At 69.6% G+C, this 22,730-nt stretch carries 17 protein-coding genes; 7 read left to right on the plus strand and 10 right to left on the minus strand.

Annotated elements, in window-relative coordinates:
* Window positions 1–43: 43 nt before the first annotated feature.
* The 3 genes from ACO2TI_RS15010 to ACO2TI_RS15020 form a co-directional block, all read right to left on the minus strand.
* On the minus strand, window positions 44–541 hold the full coding sequence (locus ACO2TI_RS15010; protein WP_423285509.1) for a response regulator: 498 nt from the start codon (window positions 539–541) through the stop codon (window positions 44–46).
* A 144-nt stretch (window positions 542–685) separates the two neighbouring features.
* Window positions 686–1,630 carry a carbon-nitrogen hydrolase family protein gene (locus ACO2TI_RS15015; protein WP_423285510.1) on the minus strand — a complete coding sequence of 315 codons (945 nt, stop codon included), beginning with the start codon at window positions 1,628–1,630 and terminating at the stop codon, window positions 686–688.
* Window positions 1,631–1,761: 131 nt separating this feature from the next.
* On the minus strand, window positions 1,762–2,205 hold the full coding sequence (locus ACO2TI_RS15020) for a hypothetical protein (RefSeq protein ID WP_423285512.1): 444 nt from the start codon (window positions 2,203–2,205) through the stop codon (window positions 1,762–1,764).
* 369 nt (window positions 2,206–2,574) lie between these two features.
* On the opposite strand from ACO2TI_RS15020, the gene ACO2TI_RS15025 reads away from it, so the two are divergent.
* The 4 genes from ACO2TI_RS15025 to ACO2TI_RS15040 all read left to right on the plus strand — a co-directional run bounded on the left by ACO2TI_RS15025 (window position 2,575) and on the right by ACO2TI_RS15040 (window position 6,406).
* Complete coding sequence (locus ACO2TI_RS15025) at window positions 2,575–2,781, plus strand: hypothetical protein (protein WP_423285514.1); 207 nt, start codon at window positions 2,575–2,577, stop codon at window positions 2,779–2,781.
* A gap of 5 nt (window positions 2,782–2,786) precedes the next feature.
* The gene (gene infA, locus ACO2TI_RS15030) at window positions 2,787–3,044 is read left to right on the plus strand and encodes a translation initiation factor IF-1 (RefSeq protein ID WP_423285516.1); all 258 of its coding nucleotides are present in this window, start codon (window positions 2,787–2,789) and stop codon (window positions 3,042–3,044) included.
* A gap of 117 nt (window positions 3,045–3,161) precedes the next feature.
* Window positions 3,162–4,241 (plus strand): glycosyltransferase family 4 protein, encoded by a 1,080-nt coding sequence (locus tag ACO2TI_RS15035; protein WP_423285518.1) that lies wholly within the window; start codon window positions 3,162–3,164, stop codon window positions 4,239–4,241.
* Window positions 4,238–6,406, plus strand: coding sequence for a glycogen debranching N-terminal domain-containing protein (locus ACO2TI_RS15040; protein WP_423285520.1), 2,169 nt, complete (start codon window positions 4,238–4,240; stop codon window positions 6,404–6,406). Before ACO2TI_RS15035 ends, ACO2TI_RS15040 begins: the two co-directional genes overlap by 4 nt.
* A 237-nt stretch (window positions 6,407–6,643) precedes the next feature.
* On the opposite strand, the gene ACO2TI_RS15045 is transcribed toward ACO2TI_RS15040, so the two are convergent.
* From ACO2TI_RS15045 to ACO2TI_RS15060, 4 genes are all read right to left on the minus strand, one after another.
* Complete coding sequence (locus ACO2TI_RS15045) at window positions 6,644–7,165, minus strand: DUF2199 domain-containing protein (RefSeq protein WP_423285522.1); 522 nt, start codon at window positions 7,163–7,165, stop codon at window positions 6,644–6,646.
* A 740-nt stretch (window positions 7,166–7,905) separates the two neighbouring features.
* Window positions 7,906–8,325: a hypothetical protein gene (locus tag ACO2TI_RS15050; RefSeq protein ID WP_423285524.1), complete on the minus strand. Its 420-nt coding sequence runs from the start codon at window positions 8,323–8,325 to the stop codon at window positions 7,906–7,908.
* A gap of 9 nt (window positions 8,326–8,334) precedes the next feature.
* Window positions 8,335–13,197 (minus strand): RHS repeat domain-containing protein, encoded by a 4,863-nt coding sequence (locus ACO2TI_RS15055; RefSeq protein WP_423285526.1) that lies wholly within the window; start codon window positions 13,195–13,197, stop codon window positions 8,335–8,337.
* Between the two features lie 164 nt (window positions 13,198–13,361).
* Window positions 13,362–15,167: a glycoside hydrolase family 15 protein gene (locus tag ACO2TI_RS15060; RefSeq protein ID WP_423285528.1), complete on the minus strand. Its 1,806-nt coding sequence runs from the start codon at window positions 15,165–15,167 to the stop codon at window positions 13,362–13,364.
* Between the two features lie 155 nt (window positions 15,168–15,322).
* Here ACO2TI_RS15060 and ACO2TI_RS15065 point away from each other — a divergent pair, with 155 nt between their 5' ends.
* The 3 genes from ACO2TI_RS15065 (at window position 15,323) to ACO2TI_RS15075 (ending at window position 19,568) form a co-directional block, all read left to right on the plus strand.
* Window positions 15,323–17,584 carry an alpha,alpha-trehalose-phosphate synthase (UDP-forming) gene (locus ACO2TI_RS15065; protein WP_423285530.1) on the plus strand — a complete coding sequence of 754 codons (2,262 nt, stop codon included), beginning with the start codon at window positions 15,323–15,325 and terminating at the stop codon, window positions 17,582–17,584.
* Window positions 17,581–18,342: a trehalose-phosphatase gene (gene otsB, locus ACO2TI_RS15070; RefSeq protein WP_423285532.1), complete on the plus strand. Its 762-nt coding sequence runs from the start codon at window positions 17,581–17,583 to the stop codon at window positions 18,340–18,342. Before ACO2TI_RS15065 ends, otsB begins: the two co-directional genes overlap by 4 nt.
* A 158-nt stretch (window positions 18,343–18,500) precedes the next feature.
* Window positions 18,501–19,568, plus strand: a complete 1,068-nt coding sequence (locus ACO2TI_RS15075; protein WP_423285534.1) for a calcium:proton antiporter — start codon at window positions 18,501–18,503, stop codon at window positions 19,566–19,568.
* A gap of 24 nt (window positions 19,569–19,592) precedes the next feature.
* On the opposite strand, the gene ACO2TI_RS15080 is transcribed toward ACO2TI_RS15075, so the two are convergent.
* From ACO2TI_RS15080 to ACO2TI_RS15090, 3 genes are read right to left on the minus strand one after another with little or no spacing between them, the layout of a single operon-like run.
* A complete protein-coding gene (locus tag ACO2TI_RS15080) occupies window positions 19,593–20,270 on the minus strand; it encodes a glutaminyl-peptide cyclotransferase (protein ID WP_423285536.1) in 678 nt (225 codons plus the stop codon).
* Between the two features lie 44 nt (window positions 20,271–20,314).
* Window positions 20,315–21,535 carry a helix-turn-helix domain-containing protein gene (locus tag ACO2TI_RS15085; protein WP_423285538.1) on the minus strand — a complete coding sequence of 407 codons (1,221 nt, stop codon included), beginning with the start codon at window positions 21,533–21,535 and terminating at the stop codon, window positions 20,315–20,317.
* 22 nt (window positions 21,536–21,557) lie between these two features.
* The gene (locus ACO2TI_RS15090) at window positions 21,558–22,718 is read right to left on the minus strand and encodes a methyltransferase (protein ID WP_423285539.1); all 1,161 of its coding nucleotides are present in this window, start codon (window positions 22,716–22,718) and stop codon (window positions 21,558–21,560) included.
* Window positions 22,719–22,730: the final 12 nt, after the last annotated feature.

Below are 22,730 nucleotides of genomic sequence, written 5' to 3' on the forward strand. Positions count from 1 at the left end.
CCACTTCTTTACCGCTCGAACTCGCCGTTCCGCCCCATGGCGGTCACACGCTTCTCCTGATGGGCCCCCGAGAACGGACGGTCGCGCCGTCGAGCACTTCCGGCCGTGGGCGCACCCTTCCAGGACACCATCGCGACAGGCAGGATCTGACGTCTTGTTCTGTGAAAGGCTTGGGGAGCGCGGCGTCAAATCCCAAGTCCCGCAAGAAGTCATCGGCTCCAATGGTTTCGGTCGAATACGCCAGGATGGGCATCCTGCGCGGTGCCAACGATCCATGGTCGTGCTCGAACTGGCGGATCCTCGCTGTCGCAGCGATACCGTCCATGACGGGCATCTGCAGATCCATCAGCACGAGGTCGAACTCGCCGCCCTCTTCGACAAGACGCACGGCTTCGGCGCCGTCGGTCGCCAAGACGGTCTCGATCTCCAAAGCCTCGAGCCATCCTGCAGCCAATGACCGATTGATGTAGTTGTCGTCGACAACAAGCACCCGCAGCGGATGGGACCGCTCTCCCGGCTCATCGTAGAGGAGGGTAGGCATGGCGCGAAAGTAGCGCGTGCCGCTGCATGCCTCTGTGCGTTGGCGCACATTTGAGGCAGCTCTCATGGACAGCCAGCCGGGGCGGTATGTGGCCGGGGCTTCCGGTTCGTCGGCACGATTCCGGCTTGTCGACGAACCGGAAGCTCAGCTGCCGTCGACGTACTGCACCGGCACCGCTGGCGTCCGCCGCACGTGCAGCTCAAAGACGTCCGCCCGCGCATAGTGCCCCACCACATCCAGCGTTCGGCGTGCAGGCGCCACGCTCGCCACGTCGATCTGCGCATAGAGGATGCCGGTTTCCCTGTGCATCGGCCCGGCGGCCACCTGCCCTGTCGGTGAGACCACCACCGAATCGCCGTCGTTGATCCACTCGTTGGGGTCGGGGAACAGCGCTTCGCGGTTCGGAAAGTCCTGCGCAATGTCGTTGGCGTGCAGGGCCGTGCCGCTGCCGATCACCCAGCAGCGGCCTTCTCGCGCGATGTGGCGCATCGTGCCGAGCCAGCCCTCTCCGCTGTCATAGGTGGGTGCGATGTAGATCTCCACGCCCTGCGCATAGAGCGCGTAGCGCGCGAGCGGCATGTAGTTTTCCCAGCAGATCAGGGCGCCGATGCGGCCGACCGGCGTGTCGATCACGCGCAGCCCGGACGCGTCGCCCTGGCCGTGCACCATGCGCTCGGGGTTCGTGGGCATCAGCTTGCGGTGCCGGTTGAGCAGCTCGCCGTTGGCGCCGATGGTCACGACGGTGTTGTAGAGCGTGCCGCCGCCTTGCTGGCGATCGCGTTCGTTGATGCCGCACACGATCGTCACCTCGTGGGCGCGGGCGGCTTCGCACAACTCGGCCAGGTCTCCTGCGCCCAGGTCAACGGCGTTCGCCAGCAAGCGCGCATGCAGTTGGCCCATGACGCTGCCGTCTCGCCCGGCCGCGAGCCGCCATATCCACGACGGGTAACCCGGCACAAAGCATTCGGGCAGGACGACGAGCGATGCCCCGGCCTGCGCGGCCTCGGCGACCCATTGCACGGCTTTCGCAAGCGTGGCGCCGCGATCCAGAAGCACGGGCGGTCGCTGGATGATGGCGATCTTGGTCATGGTGTCCTTTCCGGCGGCCGTGGCTGTGGCCGGCGTCGCCAGCTTGCCCCTGAAAGGGGACCCAAGGCCAGTCCAGAATCTGAAGCGATTGCAGGGCTGGCGGGCGAGCGCAGCAGCGCCCCCGCGGAGGATCACTCCGCCAGATCGTCCATCAGCTCCAGCAGCTCCACGGCGCTGTCCGCGCGCGCATCGCCGCTTTCCACCAGCGGCGCCACCCTGGGCCGCAGCGTGCAGATGAACGCCTGCAGCGCCTGCCGCACCGAAGCCCCTTCGTGCGTCTCGTGCCCCTGCGCCGGCGCGAACGGGCCGCCCAGGTCGATCAGCGACTCCATCACCGCACGCTGGCACCACGCGCTGCCGCTCGCCAGCAGCTGTTCGAGCCAAGGCAGCACGGCCAGCACGACGGGGTAGTACGTGCCCTCGTGGTTGTCGCCCACGGCCCAGAGGAAGCGGTCGTAGGCCTCGTCGGCCGAGAGCGCGTCGTGCGCCCCCGCCAGCGCGTCCAGCGCCGTGCTCACGCTGCTGGCGTCGTTCCACTCGGGTTGCGCAAAGTCGGCGAGATCCGGCGGGCTCATGTCGGCGGGAGCGGTCGGTGGGGGCGGGCACGCCATGCTACGCGGGTGGCCGCGGGCTCTCGGGTAGAATGCGTGCCATTGGCTGTCGTGGTGCTGCTGGGAAGCAGCCGTACAAGGCGGCCGAGATCCCGAGTCGATCTCCATCCCCTGCCAGAACTCTGCGTCGCTTCGGCGATGCGCCAGATCTGGCCCCGCCTCTCGCCCGCAGCGAACGACCCTGCCGGCCAGCCGCCGGACAGAGCTCGTCCATTTGCCTGCGCGCGTTGTGCGCGCCCTTGTTTTCATGCCGGTCGCGGCCCCTGCGGACGCGGCCCCGGAAGGACCACCATTCACGCATCCCTACAGATCGGGAAGTACCTCGTATCTCCCATGACCCGCCCCGCCGACGGCGGGCGCTACGTCGCCTCGGTGTCGATCCGCAGCGGGCGCGGCAGCATGACGCACGACCGCGTCATGCGCTTCGTTCCCGTGTTCGAGACCCGCGACCAGGCGGCGCGCTTTGCCACGCGGCAGGCCATGGCCTGGATCGAGCGCCCCACGTCGCCTGCCGACCCTTTCATCACCATCGAGGAGTGACGCACATGGCCAAGGAAGACCTGATCGAGATGCACGGCGTCGTCAGCGAGGTCCTGCCGGACTCGCGCTTTCGCGTCACGCTGGACAACGGCCACGAGCTCATTGCCTATGCCGGCGGAAAGATGCGCAAGCACCGCATCCGCGTGCTGGCCGGCGACAACGTCTCGCTCGAACTCTCGCCCTACGACCTCTCCAAGGGGCGGATCACGTTCCGCCATCTGGAGCGCCGGGGGCCGCCAATGCCGGCGCGCGCGCCGCGCTGAGCGCGCCGGGCCGCCGCCGAGGCGGCCCGCGCATGACGGGCGGCACGTGATGGGCGGCGCGTAACGGGCGGCGCGCACGCCGATTGCCCATGGGCGAGCTGGAGCACAGGATCGCCCATGAAAATCGCCCAGGTAGCCCCCTTGTTCGAGAGCGTGCCGCCGCAAGGCTACGGCGGGACCGAGCGCGTGGTGTCCTACCTCACCGAGGCGCTGGTCGAGCTGGGCCACGACGTCACGCTGTTCGCCAGCGGCGACTCGCGCACCCGGGCGCGCCTGGTGCCGGCCGTGGAGCGCAGCCTGCGCCTGGACCCTCGCCAGCCCGACTGGCTGGTCTGGCACACGATGATGCTGGACCGCGTGTTCTCGCTGGCGGCCGACTTCGACGTCGTGCACTTCCACGTCGATTTCCTGCACTACCCGCTGGTGCGCCGCTGCCTGACGCCGTGCCTGACCACGCTGCACGGCCGGCTCGACCTGCCTGACCTCGCGCCGCTGCACCGCCATTTCCGCGAGCAGGCGCTGGTGTCGGTGTCGAACAGCCAGCGCGCTTCGCTCGCCGGCCGCTGGCTCGCAACGGTTCCTCACGGCCTGCCGACGCAGCTGTACCGCTTCCACCGCAGACGCGGTCGCTATTTCGCCTTTCTCGGCCGCATCTCGCCCGAGAAGCGGCTCGACCGCGCGATCCGCATCGCCCAGGCCGTCGGCGTGCCGCTGCGCATCGCGGCCAAGGTCGATCGCGTCGACAGCGCCTACTTCGAGCGCGAGATCAAGCCGCTGCTCGACAGCCCGCTCGTGCGCTTCGAGGGCGAGCTCGGCGAGGCCGACAAGGATGCCTTTCTCGGCAACGCCCGCGCGCTGCTGTTTCCGATCGACTGGCCGGAGCCGTTCGGGCTGGCGATGATCGAGGCCATGGCCTGCGGCACGCCGGTCATCGCGTGGCGCTGCGGCTCCGTGCCCGAGGTCGTCGAGCACGGCGTCAGTGGCTGGATCGTCAACGACATGGACCAGGCCGTCGACGCGGCGCGCCGCATCGGCGAGATCGATCGCGCCGCCTGCCGGCGCGCCTTCGAACGCCGCTTCACGGCGCACCAGATGGCCGAACGCTATCTCGCGGTCTATGCTGCGCTCAGCGCCGCCCGCCGCAGCGAGCCGGACAGCGACGAGGCCGAGCGCGCGCCCCACCGGGAGCCGCGATGACGAACAGCCCGATCCAGATCGACGGCCGCTGGTACGTGCTGGCGACCGGTGCCCCGGTGCAGGAGCAGCCGTACGCCCTCAAGCGCGACGCCTTGTTCGCGTGCTTCGACAGGCAAGGCGACATCGTGCCGTGGGAAGGCACCGACCTGGGCCTGTATGCCGAGGACACGCGCTATTTGTCGAGCCTCGAGCTGCGCCTCGACGGGGCTCGTCCGCTGCACCTGAACACCACGGTGCGCGACGACGGCAGCGTGCTGGCGGTGGAGCTGATGAACCCCGACCTGCAGCGCGGCGACCGGATCGCGGTGCCCAAGGGCAGCGTGCACCTGCTGCGCCGCAAGCTGCTGCTGGACGGCGCCTGCCACGAACAGGTGCGGCTCGCCAACCACGGGATGGAGCCGGTCGAGCTGACGCTCGAACTGAGGTTCGATGCCGACTTTGCCGACCTGTTCGAAGTGCGCGGCACGCCGCGCCGGCAACGCGGCCAGCGGCTGGAGCCGCGCGTCGACGACGGCGCGCTCGTGTTCGGCTACGACGGTGTCGACGGCCGGCCGCACGCCACCCGCGTGCGCTTCGACGGCGCGCCGAGCGACCTCGAGCCCGGCCTGGCGCGCTATCGCCTGCGGCTGGCGCCGGCCGCGCACGTGACGCTGCAATGGCAGATCGACCTGCTGCGCCCGGGCATGGCGGTGCCGGCGGCGCTGGCCTACGACGACGCGCGCCGTCGCCACGAAGAGCGTCTGGAGGCCCGCGTCGGCGGCTGTCGGCTCACGAGCTCCAACCCGATGCTCGACCGCTGGCTGCAGTGCTCCGCGTCCGACCTCGACATGCTGACCACCGCGCTGCCGACAGGGCCCTATCCCTTTGCCGGCGTGCCGTGGTACTGCACCACCTTCGGCCGCGACGGCCTGATCACCGCGCATCAATGCCTGTGGCTGCGGCCCGAGCTGGCGCGCGGCGTGCTCGCCTTCCTGGCCTCGACGCAGGCGACGGCGCGCGATGCGGCCACCGACGCCGAGCCGGGCAAGATCCTGCACGAGGCGCGCATGAGCGAGATGGCGCTGACGCGCGAGGTGCCGTTCGCGCGCTACTACGGCTCGGTCGACGCGACGCTGCTGTTCGTGGTGCTGGCCGCCGCGTACTGGCGGCGCAGCGCCGACCTCGCGTTCGCCCGCGCGCTGTGGCCCCACGTGATGGCGGCGATGCAGTGGGCCGCGCAGCACGGCGACCGCGACGGCGACGGCTTCGTCGAATACGCGCGCCAAAGCGGCGACGGCCTGATCCAGCAGGGCTGGAAGGACTCGCACGACTCGGTCTTCCACGCGGACGGCCGCGCGGCGCCGGCGCCGATCGCGCTGTGCGAGGTGCAGGGCTACGCCTACGCGGCGCGGCTGGGCGCGGCCGAGCTGGCCGAGGCGCTGGACGAACCTCAGGCCGCCGCGAACTGGCGCGCCGAGGCCGAGGCGCTGCGCGCGCAGTTCCAGCAGCGCTTCTGGAGCGAGCGGCTCGGCCTGTACGCGCTGGCGCTCGACGGCGCCAAGCAGCGCTGCGAGGTCGCTTCGTCCAACGCCGGCCATGCCCTGTGGGCCGGCATCGCGGCGCCGGAGCACGCCGCGCGCATTGCCGCGCGCCTGCTCGAGCCCGATCTCTTCTCCGGCTGGGGCGTGCGCACGCTGGGCAGCGGCGAGGTCCGCTACAACCCGATGTCGTATCACAACGGCTCGATCTGGCCGCACGACAACGCGCTGGTCTGCGAGGGCCTGGCGCGCTACGGCGAGGCGGACGCCGCGCTGGCCCTGCTGGGCGCCGCGTTCGACAGCAGCCTGCACTTCGACCAGGCGCGCCTGCCCGAGCTGTTCTGCGGCTTCCCGCGCCGCCGCGGCGAAGGGCCGACGCGCTACCCGGTGGCCTGCTCGCCGCAGGCCTGGGCGGCCGGCGCGGCGTTCGGCATGCTCGCCGGCTGCCTGGGGCTCGAGTTCGACGCCAGCCAATGCCGCGTTCGCCTGCGCTCGCCGCGGCTGCCGGCCTTCATCGACTGGCTGCGCATCGAAAGACTCGAGGTCGCGGGCGGACGCGTCGACATGATCCTGCAGCGCTACCGCGACAGCGTGGGCGTCGACATCACGCGCCGCGAGGGGCGGATCGAGGTGTCGGTGGTGGTGTGAGGCTCTCGGCGGATTGCTCCGGCACCGTCGGCTCGGCCGCTGGCGACCAACTTGGGATTGGGAGCAGGTGGACGTGGCGCTTGCGCCAGCTCTTGATGCCATGCCTACACGCCGGCGGAATCGGCGGTGATCAGGCGGTCAGATCGCGGGAGTCTCAGCATCGTGTCTCGGCCGGCAGACGGGAGGCTCCTCGAGTTCTGCAATCTCCGATGCCGTGGCTGGCCGTGCAACGGCGCATTAGCCGCCGTGGAGGGCCAACTCCGCAAGCTCCTGCGCCCGATCAACCGAAATCCCGCTTGCCTGGTCGATCACAAGCGGGTCATCTTCAGGGCTACCTCGATGAAGTACCAGCTTTGGGCGGTAGCCCTTTGGTTGAAGGACCACGTCAGTTGGGCGTGGTTGCTTGTATGGGTAGATCGAGATCTCGTTACACACCCACCCAAAGAAACCCTCCCCTTCAATCGTTGCATGAGGCTCAGTGGTATAGCGAACAAAGCTCTTCTCACTTACCGAAACCCACAAGCCCAACGAGAAGGGTTCTTCCGTTCCGTGAATTGGTATTTCCAAGATTGAGCGAACGAAGTAATGAGTCTCGCCGGGGTAGGCGATCGTACAAGAATCGTCCGCAAGACTTGCGATCTCAGACTTCTGCTCATCGGATAAGGATGCGTACTCATCGGGCGCCATGTACGCGAAGCTTGGCGCCCCTTCATGAGTTTTGCCGCAACGGTCGCATTTAAATGCAAAGATGGCAGCCATGGTGATACTTCAAAGGGCAGGTGCGTTGGCGCGCCAATAGTTGATGACGAAGAGGCGCTGCTTGCCGGAGTTGCTTGTCAGTTTGACCGGGTCGAACCGACCTCGGGGTCGATCTTTACGTAGATCCATTTGCTCCATCAACCGGCGCTGAGCAACGCGGAGGCCTCAGTGCCTCTGAACGAAGCCGCCTCGGGCCTCGGATGTTGGCGCACCTAGCTCCTTAACGAAGCTGTCGCGGATCTTTGCAGCGACTCGGCTGCATTGGTCGCATGCCAAATGTCTAGCCACGTCTGCCAATATGGTCCCTCATGCCTTCTCCTCGGAGACATTCATCGTCTCGCGGTACATGCCAACCTTCATGGAGCAGTGAAGCTTCTTCCAACGAGGCGGCCGCAGCAGCCGGTGAACCAGAGAGCGCCTGAGCAACACGTGCCGGCCGCGTGCCTCCCACGCTACTGCTCATGCTAGGTCCCGAACGGGTGATTGCCCCTATCGCGGAGACTGTCAAACTCTGCTTGATGTTGCTGCCTGTGAGAGATTGCGTGCATGTGGTCGATCCACCGGATGTGCTGCAGCCGTCACGCCCGCGGGGGCGATTCAGATCGACGGTCCCGTCGTCGCCGAGGCCGGTGCCGGTTAAGGCGGCGTGGGTTGTAGGTGCAGGCGCCACCTTGGCGGTGTCCGGCACGCTGACCTCGTCGCCACCTGGCGGTGCCGACACACCGCGCTCACGCGTCAATCTATACCAGAGCGGCTTTGAGGTCGGCGAGAAGCTTCGCACGGTCAAACGTCTTCGGCATCGCATAGGCTGGCGCAGTTAGCTCGTCTAATAGCGAATCACGCATCAGTCTCGCGAGTGCTTCACCAGTTGAATCCAAGACCACCTTCGGGTCGACTGGGACAGCAATTCCAACATACTTGACCATTTCTCCGGAGACCGTGTCCTTGTACTTGCCGGTGTGGTTGTTGGCAACGCAATATCGTTCGTTCTCTATCGGGTCCGTGTCAACCGAAACAAAGAACACCGCAAACTGCTTAAATCCACCGCCGTAATGGCGAGAATCGAATAATGGTTGAAGCTTATCCTCCATGTCCGTTGTAACCGCACGGATCAACTTTCCGACTTCTGAGTTCACGATGCTTGTAATCCGAATGTTCATGCTGCAGATTCACTTGAAGATCTTGTTGCCAGGGGGCAAGGAGCCGTTGGACATCACGTAATTAATTAACTGAATCTTCTCAGCCACGTAGACCTGAGGCAAGGTCCCGGAAGACTGGATCTCCATCTGCAAGCCCAGCGACTTCAAGACATGCCCTGAGTAGCGATCTGCCGCGTTGACGCTGATTCCGTACTTCCAGACGTCGCCCGCATTGAGGAAAACGGACTCGCCGCGCACTGTCGGATAGAGCCCGCCCCGTTCAGCGACGAGGGCGTACTGAACGGCCTGCGGGCCAGATTGCGTCGCCTTTTCCAGCAGACTCCCAAGCTGACCCCATGCCTTTTCTAAGCCGGCACCGGCGGCGGCGCCAGCGGCGGCCCCACCCAGAATGCCCGCCCCAACGATGGCCGGTGCGGCGGGTGCACAGGTTCCACCCGTCGTTCCAACGCAGGCCGTTGCGGCGACAGTGCCGAGCGATCCACCAATCGCACCTCCGACCACTGCGCCGGCGGCAGATACTCCTGAAAGCGTTAGGCCGCTGCCCCCAGTCGGCTGGCGGGCCCGTTCCATCCCGCGGGCGATGCCGGCACTGTCCGTCGTGAAGCCGCCAGTGGAAGCGCAAGTGCCATCCTTATTGGTGATATTTGACCCCGTGCACATCCCATCGGGATCAATGTAGCGGTAGGGGTTGTTGTTTGCATACTCGTACCGGTTGAACATCAGCCCGGTGTTGGCATCCGTCGTGATTGGATCAACCGACAAGAACCTCCCCGCGATCGGATCGTAATACCGCTGCTGCATGTACACGAGCCCCGTCGGTGCATCGTTCACATGCCCCGTGAACCCGACGCCCACGAACCCGTCGCTGCCCGGATTCGTTCCCGCCGCCGTCTTGCCATACGGCTCATAGCGCGTGCGGCTGGTGACGGCCTTGCTCGCATTCGTCCACGCCACCGGGCTGCCCAGCGCGTCGGTGTGCGCGTAGCGCGTGCCCAGCGTGGAGTCGGTCTCGGCGATGAGCTTGTCTTGCAGGTAGACGTGGCGCGTGCTCCAGCTCTTGCTGCCTTGCACGGCCTGGCCGTAAAGCAGCTGGCCGTCCTGGCTGTAGACGCTGGTGCGGTAGGTGCCGCCGGCGTTGCTGCTGATGCGCCGGCCCCAGCCATCGTAGGTGTAGGTGGCCACGCCGCTCGCCGCGGTCAGCCGGTTGCCCAGGTCGAAGCTGAAACCCTGACTGCCGCGCGTGCTGACGTTGCCTCGCGGGTCGTGCGCGTAGGCGGTGGCCACGCCGTTGCTGGTGACGCTGGTCAGCAAGTTGGTGCTGGCGCTGTAGGCGTGGGTGGAGCTGCGGCTGCCCACGATGCTGGTGCGCACATTGCCCAGCGGGTCGTAGCCGAAGCTCGCATTGCCCCACACGCCGGCGGAGTTGGCGGTGATCAACCGGTCCAGCCCGTCGTAGGCCATCGCGCGGGTGGCGATGCTTTCTTGCAGGTCGGTGATGCCGGTGACGTTGCCGTTGGCGTCGTAGGCGTACTGGTCCTTGAGCACGCCCACGTCCTGGCTGACCAGCGGCAGGCCGCGGGTGTTCTGGCTGAGGGTGTGGACGATGCCGTTGCCCAGCGTGTAGCTGGCGACCGCGCCGTTGGGGTGGTAGGTCACCCCGGTCGCGTAACTGCCGACCTGGGTCGGCTCGCCCAGGGCGTTCGGTCCGAACGCTACCGCCGCACCGTCGGGATAGGTGAGCTGAGCCAGGTGGCCGTAGACGTCGTAGGCGCGGCCGATGCCGAAGCCGGCGCCGTTGTCGTTCAGCGTCTCGCTCGTGAGCAGGCGGCGCGCGTTGTAGCCGTAGGTCCAGGTCGAACCATTGGAGACCACGGTCAGCGGCAGGCCGTCGGGCGTGTAGCTGCGCCCGATGGCGGGGCTGCCGTCGCCGAAGCCGGTGCCGGTCAGGCGGTGGCGGGCGTCGTAGGTGTAGGCCACCTTGGCGGTGTCCGGCACGCTCGCGATATCGCAGGTGGCGGCGTTGTACAGGGCCAGGCCGGTGGCGCGCCAGGTGACGTTGTTGGCACCGTCCAATTGCTGCACCGTCGCGCCGGTCTCGGGCTCGATCGTCTTGCACAGGCGCTGGAAGCTGTCGTAGACGTAGCGGCGCGTGGCGCTGACGCTCGCACCGGCGTACGTGCCGCTGCGGGTGATGGCGGTGGGCTTGCCGAGCAGGTCGCGCGTGATGGTGACGTTCAGGCCCTCGGGCGCGGCAATGCTGGTGATGGCCGACTCGTCGGGCTCGTCGAAGACCTGGAAGCCGGTCGTGGTGACCTTGCCGCGCGCATCGGTGACGCGCCTCTGGAACCCGGTGAGGTAGTCGGTGGTCGTGGTCAGAGCGCCCAGTTCGCTGTCTACGCGCGTCTGCGTCACGCGGCCCAGCGCGTCGTAGGCGGTGGTCGTGCCGGGCACCGGTGCGGTGATCGATGTGATCGAGCGCGCCGGGTAGGAGGCGAAGGTGGTGCGGTTGTAGGTGTCGTAGTCGAAGCGCTGCATGCGCTGCGTGGCGCTGACGTTGCCGTTGTCGTAGGTCACCGTCATTCGCTTGCGCCAGCGCGCATCGAAGTAGTGGTTCGTGACCGCGTTGCCGGTCATGATGGTCTGGCGCCAGTGGTTGGGCTCGAGACCGTATTCGGCGGTGGCGACGGGAACGAACCAGATCACCGTGGGGTGGTCGCCGGCGGTGGGCGGCGTCTTGCGTGTCAGGCGGCCGATCGCGTCGTACATGAACGTCCACGTGTGGCCGGCCTCGTTGGTGACGCTGTTGATGGTGCCGAAGTTGTTGACGACGGCGCTGATCGAGGTGCCGTCGGCGAAGGTGACCTGCTGCGGCAAGCCGCGCTTGTAGGCCGTGAACGTCGTGCTCTTGTTCAGGGCGTCGGTCACGCGGTAGAGCGTGCCGTCGGAGCTGTAGGTGTAGGTCGCTTCGAGCTTGCCGAACTTGGCGACGGTGCGCACGGTTGCCGTCGCGGCGTCGAACGTACGGCTCACCGGAACCTTCTGATCGACGGTGCGGCTGGCGACTTGGCCCAGCACCCACAAGCCCGTGTGATCGTGGTAGGCGACCGATTCGTTGCGGCTGGCGCCCAGGCTGTTGGTGCGCGACAGGCCGAGCGGGCGCGCGAACCTGTCGAAGGCGGTCACGGTCTGCGTGAAATCGACGCCTTGCTGGTTGATCGTGCGCTGGCTTTGCGGCGCGTAGAAGCCGCTCATCGAGTCGGCCGGCAGCATGGCGCTGCCCAGCGAGGCAGGGTATGGTCCGGTCGTCGTCGGCGCGTAAGCGTAGGTGGTGGTGCGAAGGCTCGTGGAGCCCGAGACGCCTTGGCGGCTGCTCAACAGCAGCCCTTCGTTGAGGCGGAACTGCGTGCCATAGGTATTGACCGTGACGTCGCCCTCGGGATCGGTGATCGTGACGGTCTTGTAGTTCACGCAGCCGTTGCACGGGGCCATCAGCCCCACCGGCGCGCTGTAGGCGTAGCTCCACGTCTGCGTTGGCATGCCCGGGCCGCTCAGGGTCTTGGCCGTCAGCGAACGCGTCGAGAAGAACCTCGGTACCTTGTTGTACGGGTGGCAATAGCTGCCTCCCGTGACCGGGACCGCGGTTCGCCCGTGGATCGTTCGCCGCAGCGTGAACGTGCCGAGGGCACCCGACGGATGCGTCATCGAAAACGTGGAAATCGGCAGATCGCTCCAGTTGTCGTTGTCGCACATCGGATCGCCCGCCGAGCGCGGCGCGGCTTGCTGGACCGCGTCGAACGAGAAGCGCCATTGCGACTGGTCCGGCTGCGTCACGGTCTGCAGCGTCGTATAGGTGCCACCGTACGCGTAGGTCCAGGTGCGCGTGCCGTCGGTGACCGACTGGATGCGGTTGCCGATGCCGTTGTAGGTGAAGCTGATCGAACGCCCGTCGCTGGACGTGATGGAAGCCACCCGCCAGCCGTCCGTGCCCGTGTACGTGTACTTCACCCAGTTGCCGAAGCGGTCGGTGATCTGCGTGGGCAGCAGCCAGACTTGCTTGCGCTGAATGGAAGGCGTCGCGCCGGTCGTGGCGCGAACGCGCACCGGCTCGTGCGCGCGCACGACCAGGTGGTTGAAGCGGTACACGACGCCATCGGGCGAGACCGCTTCGAAACCTTCGCCGGCACCGTTGTCGATCGCAGGAAGACAGCGGATCGCCCAGTTCTTGTTCGTCACGATCGGGTACGCGGCGCCGTCGCTCGGGATGTTGGCATTGGCGCCCGCGCGGGCGAGCAGGGTCTGATCGCCTGCCCCGGGGACATAGAGGTGGTAGCCGTCCCAGAACGTGTAGGACAGAAACAGCTGTGGCGTCCCGCCGCTGACGGCTACGGTCGTGGAAGGAGGATCGGCGAACTGGCTGCAGCGATTGAAGTTGGTCTTGCTGTTGCCGCCATACCAGTTCGGCTCGGCCGCGGTGGCCACCGTGTACAGGTGCGGAATATCCAGATCCCAGTCACCGAACAGCCCGCTGCGTTCGAACACCTGCCGGGCACTGGCGATCAGCCGGCGACCGACGCGCACTTCGAGCTTGTTGTTGCCGGGCAGCGAGACGTCGGTCTGGTTGAACTCGATGCTGCCGACGGACTCGTTGATGCGATCGCCCATCAGGTCAGGCCCCAACGCCTCGATGACCTCGCCCGAGCGCACGAGGATGTCGTCCTCGAAATAGGCGTAGGTCGGCGCCGGATCGGTGTCGGGCGGATCCTCGATGGCCGCTTGTGCGGTCGACGCCGCGAACGATCCCCACACCGCCAGCACCGTCACCACCAGCACGGCCGCAGCCGAGCGGCCGAGCCTTCGGCAGGCTTGATTCATCGAGAGGTCCCCCTGGTCTTTGATCGCCCGCCGCTCGTGCGGCGGTGCGGCGCGACCTTAGCCAGGCACCCAGCGATGAACCACTGACAACTCTGACAGGGTTCTTGCCAGAGCCCTCAAAGCTTGGGAGGGGTTTTCCTTAGCTGGGCGTCAGTCCGGCGGCCCTAGACAAACTGCTCCCACGGCCGCGACAGCCTCATCGCGCCGTTGATCAACCCGACCATCGAATAGGTCTGCGGGAAGTTGCCCCACAGCTCGCCGCTGACCGGCGCCGTGTCCTCGGACAGCAGGCCCAGGTGGTTGCGGCTGGCCAGCAGCTGCTCGAAGATCGCGCGCGCCTCCGATGTGCGGCCCATGCGCGCGAGCGCGTCGATGCGCCAGAAGGCACAGACGTTGAACGCGGTCTCGGGCCGGCCGAAGTCGTCAGCCGCTTCGTAGCGGCGCATGTAGGGGCCGTCGCACAGCGTCGCCTCCAGCGCCGCGAGGGTGCTGACGAAGCGCGGGTCGCGCGGGTCGATGAAGCCGACCTCGGCCATCAGCAGCACGCCGGCGTCCAAGTCCTGGCCGCCGAAGCTCTCGACGAAGGCCTGGCGCTTTTCGCTCCAGCCGGCCTCGAGGATCCTGGCGCGCACGGCAGCCGCGCGCTCGGACCACGACTGCGCGCGCGTCGGCAGGCCCAGCTGCACCGCGATCTTGGCGAGCCGGTCGCAGGCGGCCCAGCACATCAGCGACGAAGAGGTGTGCACGCGTGCGCGCGTGCGCAGCTCCCACATGCCGGCGTCGGGCTGGTCGTGCAGCCGCCAGGCCTGCTCGCCGACGCGCTCGAGCAGCTCGTACTCGTCGACGCCTGCGGGCCGGAACAGGCGCAGGTCGTGAAAGGCCTGCGATGCGCCGAGCACGACGTTGCCGTAGACGTCGTGCTGGTCGTGCTCGTAGGCCTGGTTGCCCACCCGCACCGGCCCCATGCCGCGGTAGCCGGCGGGGGCGTCGAGCGTGCGCTCGACCAGCTCGCTTTCCAGGCCGATGCCGTACAGCGGCTGCAGGCGCCCGCCGGGGCTGGCGCGCACGACGTTCTGCAGCCATTGCAGGTAGTTCTCCATCGTGCCGACTTCGGACAGGCTGTTGAGCGCGCGCACGACGAAGAACGCGTCGCGCAGCCAGCAGTAGCGGTAGTCCCAGTTGCGCCCGCTGTTGGGGGCCTCGGGGATGCTGGTGGTGATGGCCGCGACGATGGCGCCGGTCTCCTCGTACTGGCACAGCTTGAGCGTGATCGCCGCGCGGATCACCGCCTCCTGCCACTCGAACGGCACCGCGAGTCGGTGGACCCAGCCGAGCCAGTACTGGATGGTCTCTTCCTCGAAGCGCCGCGCGGTGTCCTCGATGCCGCCGGCCAGCGTTTCGTCGGGGCCGAGCAGCAGGCTCATCGGCCCGTTGAGCGAGAACCAGGTCGAGGCCATCACGTAGGTCAGCGGCACGTTGGTGTTCAGCCGCAGCGTCTGGTCGGGCAGCTCGAAGCGCAGGTGGTTGCTGCCGCGCGTGGTGGACGGCTGCTGCGCGCCCCACTCGCCGCGCGGGCGCACGATCACGCGCACGCGCGGATGGCCTTGCAGCGGGCGCAGCCGCCGCACCAGCTGCGCGGGCCGGAACATGCGGTCGTGGTGGCGAAAGCGCGGCGCGAAGTCGGTTACCTCGACCGCGCCGCCCTGGCCGTCGTAGAGCCGCGTGCGCAGCACCGCGGTGGAGCGCTCGTAGTGCTGCTCGCTGCGCACGAAGCCTTCGAGCTCGACCGCCATGTAGGCGGCGCGCTCGCGGTCGCCGGGGCCGCACAGCAGCGACTGGAAGGCCGGGTCGCTGTCGAAGCGCGGCGTGCAGAACCACACCACGCGCGCGCGGGCGTCGACCAGCGCGCTGATGCTGCAGTTGCCGATCGCGCCCAGCGCGAGGTTCTCGGTGTCGGTGGTTGCGCTCATCGGATCCCCTTGGCGCTGCACGAATCGAGGCTACGGCACGCCGTATGCCCACGCGACGGCGTGAGAAGAAATCTTTACAGATCCGGGCGCGGGTGTCACGCTGGCGCCGGCCGCGGCAGGCACGCGCTGCCGGCCGGCCGGCCTCCCCACCGCCCATGAAGACCTTTCGGCTTCAGCTGCGCTTTTTCCTGCCGATGGTGCTGGCCATCGTGGCGTTCGGTTACGCGACGCGCCCCTTGACCGAGCGGTTGGCGTTCCAGTGGTTCGCGCGCGACCTGCAGGCGCAGGCGCGCCTGATGGCCAGCGCGCTGGCCGACTCGATCGGCGAATCGGTCGACAGCGGCAGGCCGGCGCGCCTGCAGCAGCTGTTCGACGGCGCCCAGCGCGACGAACGCCTGTTCGGCATGCTGCTGTGCGGCGCCGACGGGCGCTCGCTGCAGCGAAGCGAGGGCCTGCCGAAGTCGCTCGACTGCCGCGCCGCGAAGGCGGCGGCCGGCAAGCGCGAGCCGGTGATCGAGCTGCCGCGCGGGCGCGCCTACGTGACCTGGAACGAGGTGCGCGGCGACGGCAGCGCGCTCGGCGAGCTGGTGCTGCTGCACGACATGCGCTTCGTCGAGGAGCGCACGCGCGACGCGCGCGAAGCCCTGCTGATGGTGATCGCCGTGCTCGGCGCCTCGCTGGCGCTGATCACCGCGGTCGTCGCGCAGCTGAGCTGGCGCAGCTGGGTCAGCGGCGCGCTGGCGCTGCTGCGCGGCGAGGGCGTGATGCGCCCGGCCTCGTCGGCGCCCGAGCTGGCGCCGCTGGCGGCCGAGCTGCGCACGCGGCTGCGCGACCTCGAAGACGAGTTCCGCCGCGTGCAGGGCCCGCAGGTCGAGTGGGACGCGCAGCGCCTGCGCGCGCTCCTGAAGACCCAGCTCAGCGGCGACCAGGTGATCGTGGTGTCCAACCGCGAGCCTTACATCCACGAGCACGCCGACGGCCGCATCATCGTCAAGCGACCGGCCAGCGGCCTGGTCACCGCGGTCGAGCCGGTGATGCGCGCGTGCTCGGGCACCTGGGTCGCGCACGGCAGCGGCGACGCCGACCGCGAGGTCGTCGACTCCCACGACCGCGTGCGCGTGCCGCCCGGGCACGACGACTACGCGCTGCGCCGCATCTGGCTCAGACCCGAGGAGGAGCAGGGCTACTACTACGGCTTCGCCAACGAAGGCCTGTGGCCGCTGTGCCATGTGGCGCACGTGCGGCCGGTGTTCCGCGAGAGCGACTGGCAGCGCTACATGGAGGTCAACCGCCGCTTCGCCGACGCGGTGGTCGAGGAAGCGCGCGTCGAGGACCCGGTGATCCTCGCGCAGGACTACCACTTCGCGCTGCTGCCGGCCTACGTGCGCGAGCGGCTGCCGCGCGCGACCATCCTGACCTTCTGGCACATCCCCTGGCCGAACCCGGAGTCCTTCGGCATCTGCCCGTGGCGGCGCGAGATCCTGCGCGGCCTGCTGGGCAGCACGATCGTCGGCTTCCACACGCGCTACCACTGCAAGAACTTCCTCGAGACGGTGGACCGCTACCTCGAGGCGCGCATCGAGCACGAGCACTCGACCGTGACCATCGGCGGCGACGAGACCCTGGTCGAGAGCTACCCGATCTCGATCGCCTGGCCGCGGCCCGAGGTCAGCGCGCAATGGCCCTCGGTGGCCGAGTGCCGGCGCGAACTCCTCGAGGCCTACGAGCTGCCCGACGACCAGGCGTTCGCCGTCGGCGTCGACCGCTTCGACTACACCAAGGGCATCCTCGAGCGGCTGCACGCGGTCGAGCGCCTGCTCGAGAAGCATCCCGAATGGGTGGGTCGCTTCACCTTCGTTCAGGTGGCCGCGCCCTCGCGCAGCTCGCTGGAGGAATACCGCGTGTTCCAGCAGCGCATCGACAGCGTCGTGCAGCGCATCAACGACCGCTTCGGCAAGAACGGCCGCCCGCCGGTGCGCCTGATCGCCGAGCACCGCGAGCCCGAGCAGATCACCCGGCTGTTCCGCGCCGCCGACGTGTGCCTCGTGACCAGCCTGCACGACGGCATGAATCTCGTGTGCAAGGAGTTCGTCGCCGCGCGCGACGACGAGCGCGGCGTGCTGATCCTGAGCCGCTTCGCCGGCGCGGCGCGCGAGCTGAGCGAGGCGCTGATCGTGAACCCCTACCACGTCGAGGAGACCGCCGATGCGATCCACCAGGCCCTCACGATGCCGCCGGCCGAGCAGCGCGAGCGCATGGCCGCGATGCGCATGACGGTGCGCGAGTTCAACGTCTACCGCTGGGCCGCGCGCATGCTGGCCGACGCGGGGCGCTTCCGGGCGCACCAGCGCATCGAGGCGCGTGTGCTGAGCCACCAGCCCAACGGCTCGTCCAACGACCACTCGAACGGCGCATGAGGTACCTGTTCTCGCCCGAGGGCAACGAGGCGATCGACGCGCTGCTGGCGCGCCGCCCGCTGCTGGCCTTCGACTTCGACGGCACGCTCGCGCCCATCGTCGGACACCCCGACGACGCCTGCGTGCCGCAGGCCGTGTCCGACGCGCTGAGCGGCCTGGCCGCGCTGCGCCCGGTGGCGGTGATCACCGGCCGCAGCGTGAACGATGTGCAGCGGCGCCTGGGCTTCACGCCGGCCTACGTGATCGGCAACCACGGCGCCGAAGGCCTGCCCGGCGCGCCGGCCGACCGCCGGCACCTGCTCGATCCGCTGCGCCAGCAGCTGCGCCGCCGCACGCGCTACCTGCAACGCCATGGCGTGATGGTCGAGGACAAGGGCGGCTCGCTCGCGCTGCACTACCGGCTCGCGGCCGACCGGCCCTGCGCGCTGCGCGCGATCGAGGCGGTGCTGGTCGGGCTCGACGAGCAGCTGGAGGTGTTCGGCGGCAAGCTGGTGATGAACGTCGTGCCGGCGTCCTCGCCGGACAAGGGCGACGCGGTGATCCACCTCGTTGCGCACGCCGGCTGCGATGCGGCGCTGTTCATCGGCGACGACGTCAACGACGAGGCGGTGTTCCGCGTCGCGGCGCCCGACTGGCTCACCGTGCGCATCGGCCGCGACGAGCCGGCCTCGCTGGCGCGCTTTTTCCTCGAGTCGAGCGACGAGGTGGTGGAGCTGCTGGAGCGGATGCGGGGGCGGCTGGAGGCGCGGGGCGCCTGAGGCTGGACCCTCACCCCTGCCCTCTCCCGCACGCGGGAGAGGGAGCAAGTCGAGCCACTCCCTCGCCCCCGCCAGGGGACAGAGGGCCGGGGTCAGGAGGCAACGCGCGAGCACAGCTCGGGCACACTGCGCGCGCCAAGAACAAGCACCCGAGCGCCATGCCCAACACCACCACCGTCACGCCCCTCGCTGCCGCCGCCGTGCTCGGCCTCGCGCTCGCGATCGGCGCGAGCACGGCGATCGCTGCGTTGTGCGCCGTGGCCCTGTTTGCCGCCGTGACCGCGGCGGTCCACCATGCCGAGGTGATCGCGCACCGCGTCGGCGAGCCCTTCGGCACCCTGGTGCTCGCGGTCGCGATCACGGTGATCGAGGTTGCGCTGATCGTCTCGATGATGATGGCCGGCGGCGACGACAAGGCCACGCTGCCGCGCGACACGATCTATTCCGCGGTGATGATCATCTGCACCGGCGTGGTCGGCATCTGCCTGGTGGTCGGCGGCCTGCACCACCACGAGCAGTCGTTCCGGCTCGACGGCGCCAACTCCGCGCTCGCGGCGCTCGTCGCGCTGGCCGGTCTGTCGCTGGTGCTGCCCAGCTTCACCACCAGCTCGAGCGTCGGCACCTACACCGTCTCCCAGCTGGTGTTCGTCGCGTTGTCGTCGCTGGCGCTGTGGGGCGTGTTCGTGTTCGTGCAGACGGTGCGCCACCGCGACTACTTCCTGCCGCCTTCGCACGCCGAGGACGAGGAGGTTCACGCCGCGCCGCCGACCAACGTGCAGGCGCTGGCGAGCTTCGGCCTGCTGCTGGTCGCGCTCGTGGCGGTGGTCGGCCTGGCCAAGCAGCTCTCGCCGTCGATCGAGGCCGGCCTGGCCGCCGTCGGCGCGCCGCAGGCGGTGGTGGGCATCGCGATCGCCGCGCTGGTGCTGCTGCCCGAGACCTGGGCCGCGGTGCGCGCCGCGCGCGCCGACCGGCTGCAGACCAGCATCAACCTCGCGGTCGGCTCAGCGCTGGCCAGCATCGGCCTCACGATCCCGTCGGTGGTCATCGTCGCGGTGCTGCTCGACCTGCCGCTGGTGCTGGGCCTGGCGATGAAGGAGCTGGTGCTGCTGGCGCTGACCTTCATGGTCGCGACGATCACGCTCGGCACCGGCCGCACGAACGTGATGCAAGGCGCGGTGCACCTGGTGCTGTTCGCGGCGTTCCTGTTCCTGTCGCTGGTGCCTTGAGGCCGACAGGCCGTGCAGCGATGTTCAGCGCTTCGCCGGCGTTGGCCGCCGCACCGCACGCAGCTTGCCGCTCGATCCACCGCCGCAATAGAAGAGATCCGCGCCGTCCGACTCCAGGCCGCTGACGCCGGTGCCGCGCGGCATCTCCAGCCGTTCGAGCACCGCGCCCGTGTGCGGGTCGATGCGGCGCAGCTCGCTCTCGTCGCTCTCCCAGGTGCCGTGCCACAGCTGGCCGTCGACCCAGGTCACGCCGGTGACGAAGCGGTTGGACTCGATGGTGCGGCGGATCGCGCCGGTCTCGGGGTCGATCTGGTAGATCTTGCGGTCGCGGTACTGGCCGACCCACAGGCTGCCTTCGGCCCAGGTCAGGCCCGAATCGCGGCCGCCGCCCGGCGCGGGGATCGACGCCAGCACGTCGCCGGTGGCGGGATCGATCTTGTCGATGCGCGCCTCGGCGATCTGGTAGAGGTGCTTGCCGTCGAACGCGGTGCCGGCATCGCCGGCGTGCTCGAGCGTGCGCGCGATCTCGCCGCTGTGCGGATCGATGGCCACCAGCCGCGCGCCGATGGCGGCCCACACGCGCTGGCCGTCGTGCGTGACGCCGTGCACGTGCTCGGCGATCGGGCCGTACTCGCGCACGATCTCGGCCGCGCGCACGGCGGGAGCGCGGGTCTTGCTGCTGCTGTCTTGAACGGTGTTCATCGCTTGGCTCCATGATGCGGCGCGTCGTGCGCCGTGAAGTCAATCTACGTGAGCGGCAGCGCGGCGGGGAGTAACAAGATCGTCGTGAATTCCGCCAGCGGCGGCGCCAGCCAGCGCTGCGCGCGGGCGCGCCCGATCGAGCGCACGCGCGACTGCGCCTGCAGCTCGGCCAGCGCGCGCTGCACCGTGCGCTGGCTGGCGCCCAGCGCCAGCGCGAGCGCCGAGGTGGACCAGGCGGCGCCGTCGGCCAGCAGCGCGAGCAGCGAGGCCTGCTCGCCGTCGATCGGCGGCTGCAGCAGCACGACCTCGCGCGCGCCGTGCGGCACGAGCGCGAAGCCGCGCGCGCTGGCCTCGATGCGCGCCATCGGCGCGGCCAGCGCGCGCAGGCGGCCGATCTCCACGCGCAGGCGCGCGCGGTGCGTCTCGTCGGGCCGCCGGGTCCGAAAGGCGCGCGCGATCAGCGCATCGCGCTCGACGTCGCCCGGCCAGGCCTCGGCGAGCGCGCAGGCCAGCACGAACAGCACCGGGCGGCGCGCCAGCGAGCGCCAGAGATCGCCGGCGCGCAGGCCGTGCCGGCAGGCGTCGACCACCAGCGCGCCCGAGGCGAGCAAGGCCTCGACCTCGTCGAGCCGCAGCGCCTGCTGCACACCGCCGCTGGCGCGGCGCGCGGCCGGCCGGTCGAGCGCCGCCAGCGCCTCGGCCACCTCGGCGATCAAGGCCGGCACGCGCGCCTGGTCGGCCGCCTCGCGCGCGCGATCGAGCGCCGCGCGCGCCGTCGCGGTGCGCAGCGAACGCAGCGCCACTTCGGCCTCGGCCAGCCCGGCCACCGCGCGCAGCGACGGCGGCAGCGTGCGCGCATCGATCGCGGCGAGCGCCGCGGCCGCCTCGTCGAGCCGGCCGAGCAGCAGCAGCCGGCGCGCCGCGATCAGGCGCGACTGCTGCGCATTGGCGCGGTCGGCATGCGCCTCGAGCGTGGCCGACGCGGCCAGCAGCGCGCGCGGCGAACCGCCCAGGTCGCGCATCGCCAGCGCCACCTCGGCCTCGGCGACGACGCAGCGCGCGCGCGACAAGGCCTCGTGCGCGCCGAAGCCGCGCGCGGCGCGCCGCAGCAGCTCGCGCGCACGGGGATGCTCGCCGAGCTGGGCCATCGCGATGCCGCGCAGCGCGAGCGCCGGCGGATCCTCGCGCAGGCTCACGCGCTTGAGCGCGCCGAGCGCGTCGCCGCCGGCGAGGGCGCGTGCGGCGGCGGCGACCATCGAGTCCATGGCGGCACGGGGTGGGCTGCGATCAGCGCGTCGCCGTGAGCCGCCACAGCGACGTCACTTCCTTCGCACGCGCCGCATGCAGCGCATCGTCCGGATCGCTGGCCTTCGGGTGGCGCGGGCGCGCATCGAGCCGGCCGGCCACCGCGAGGCCGGCCTCGTCGATCCAGCCCAGCAGCTGTTCGCGCGTGCGCAGGCCCAGGTGCTCGGCGAGGTCGGACAGGATCAGCCAGCCTTCGCCGCCCGGGCTGAGGTGTTCTGCCAGGCCGGCGAGGAAGCCGCGCAGCATGCGGCTGTCGGGGTCGTAGACGGCGTGCTCGATCGGCGAGCTCGGGCGCGCCGGCACCCACGGCGGGTTGCACACCACCAGCGGTGCGCGGCCGGCGGGGAACAGGTCGGCCTCGAGCAGCTCGACGCGGCCTTGCAGCTTCAGGCGCTGCAGGTTCTCGCGCGCGCAGGCCAGCGCGTGCGCATCGGCGTCGGTGGCGACGACGCGCTTCACGCCGCGTCGCGCGAGCACCGCGGCCAGCACGCCGGTGCCGGTGCCGATGTCGAACGCCAGCTCGCACGGCGTGGCGGGCAGCGGCGCGTTCGCGACCAGGTCGACGTACTCGCCGCGCACCGGCGAGAACACGCCGTGGTGCGGATGGATGCGCGCGCCCAGCGCGGGGATCTCCACGCCCTTGACGCGCCACTCGTGCGCGCCGACCAGGCCTTGCAGCTCGCGCAGCGAGGTGACCGAGGCCTCGCTCGCCGAGCCGTAGACCTCGGTGCAGGCCGCGCGCAGGTCGGGCGCGCGGCGCAGCGGGATGCCGAAGTCGGAATCGAGCGGGATCAGCAGCATCGCCAGCGTGCGCGCGCGCTGGCCCTGGGCCTGGCGGTGCAGGTGAAAGGCCTCGGCCGGCGTGGCGGGCTTGGGCGGCGCGCGGCCCTTCTTCGGCTTGTCGGCGCGCCGCGCCAGCGCCTGCAGCAGCTGGCGCGCGTTGTGGAAGTCGCCGCGCCACAGCAAGGCCGTGCCTTCGCAGGCGAGGCGATAGGCGGCGTCGGCGCTCAGCGTGTCGTCGGCGAGCACCACGCGCCTGGGCGGCGGCGTGGCGGTCTGGGAGCGCCACAGCGCCGAGTGCGGCTGGCCGTCTTCGGTCCAGTGCAGGCGGGGCGGCTCTTCGGTCGTGCTGGGGGCGCTCATCGGGCACCGAGT

The organism is Caldimonas sp. KR1-144 (genome assembly GCF_049446155.1).
In the GTDB taxonomy this organism is placed as follows: Bacteria; Pseudomonadota; Gammaproteobacteria; order Burkholderiales; family Burkholderiaceae_C; genus Rivibacter.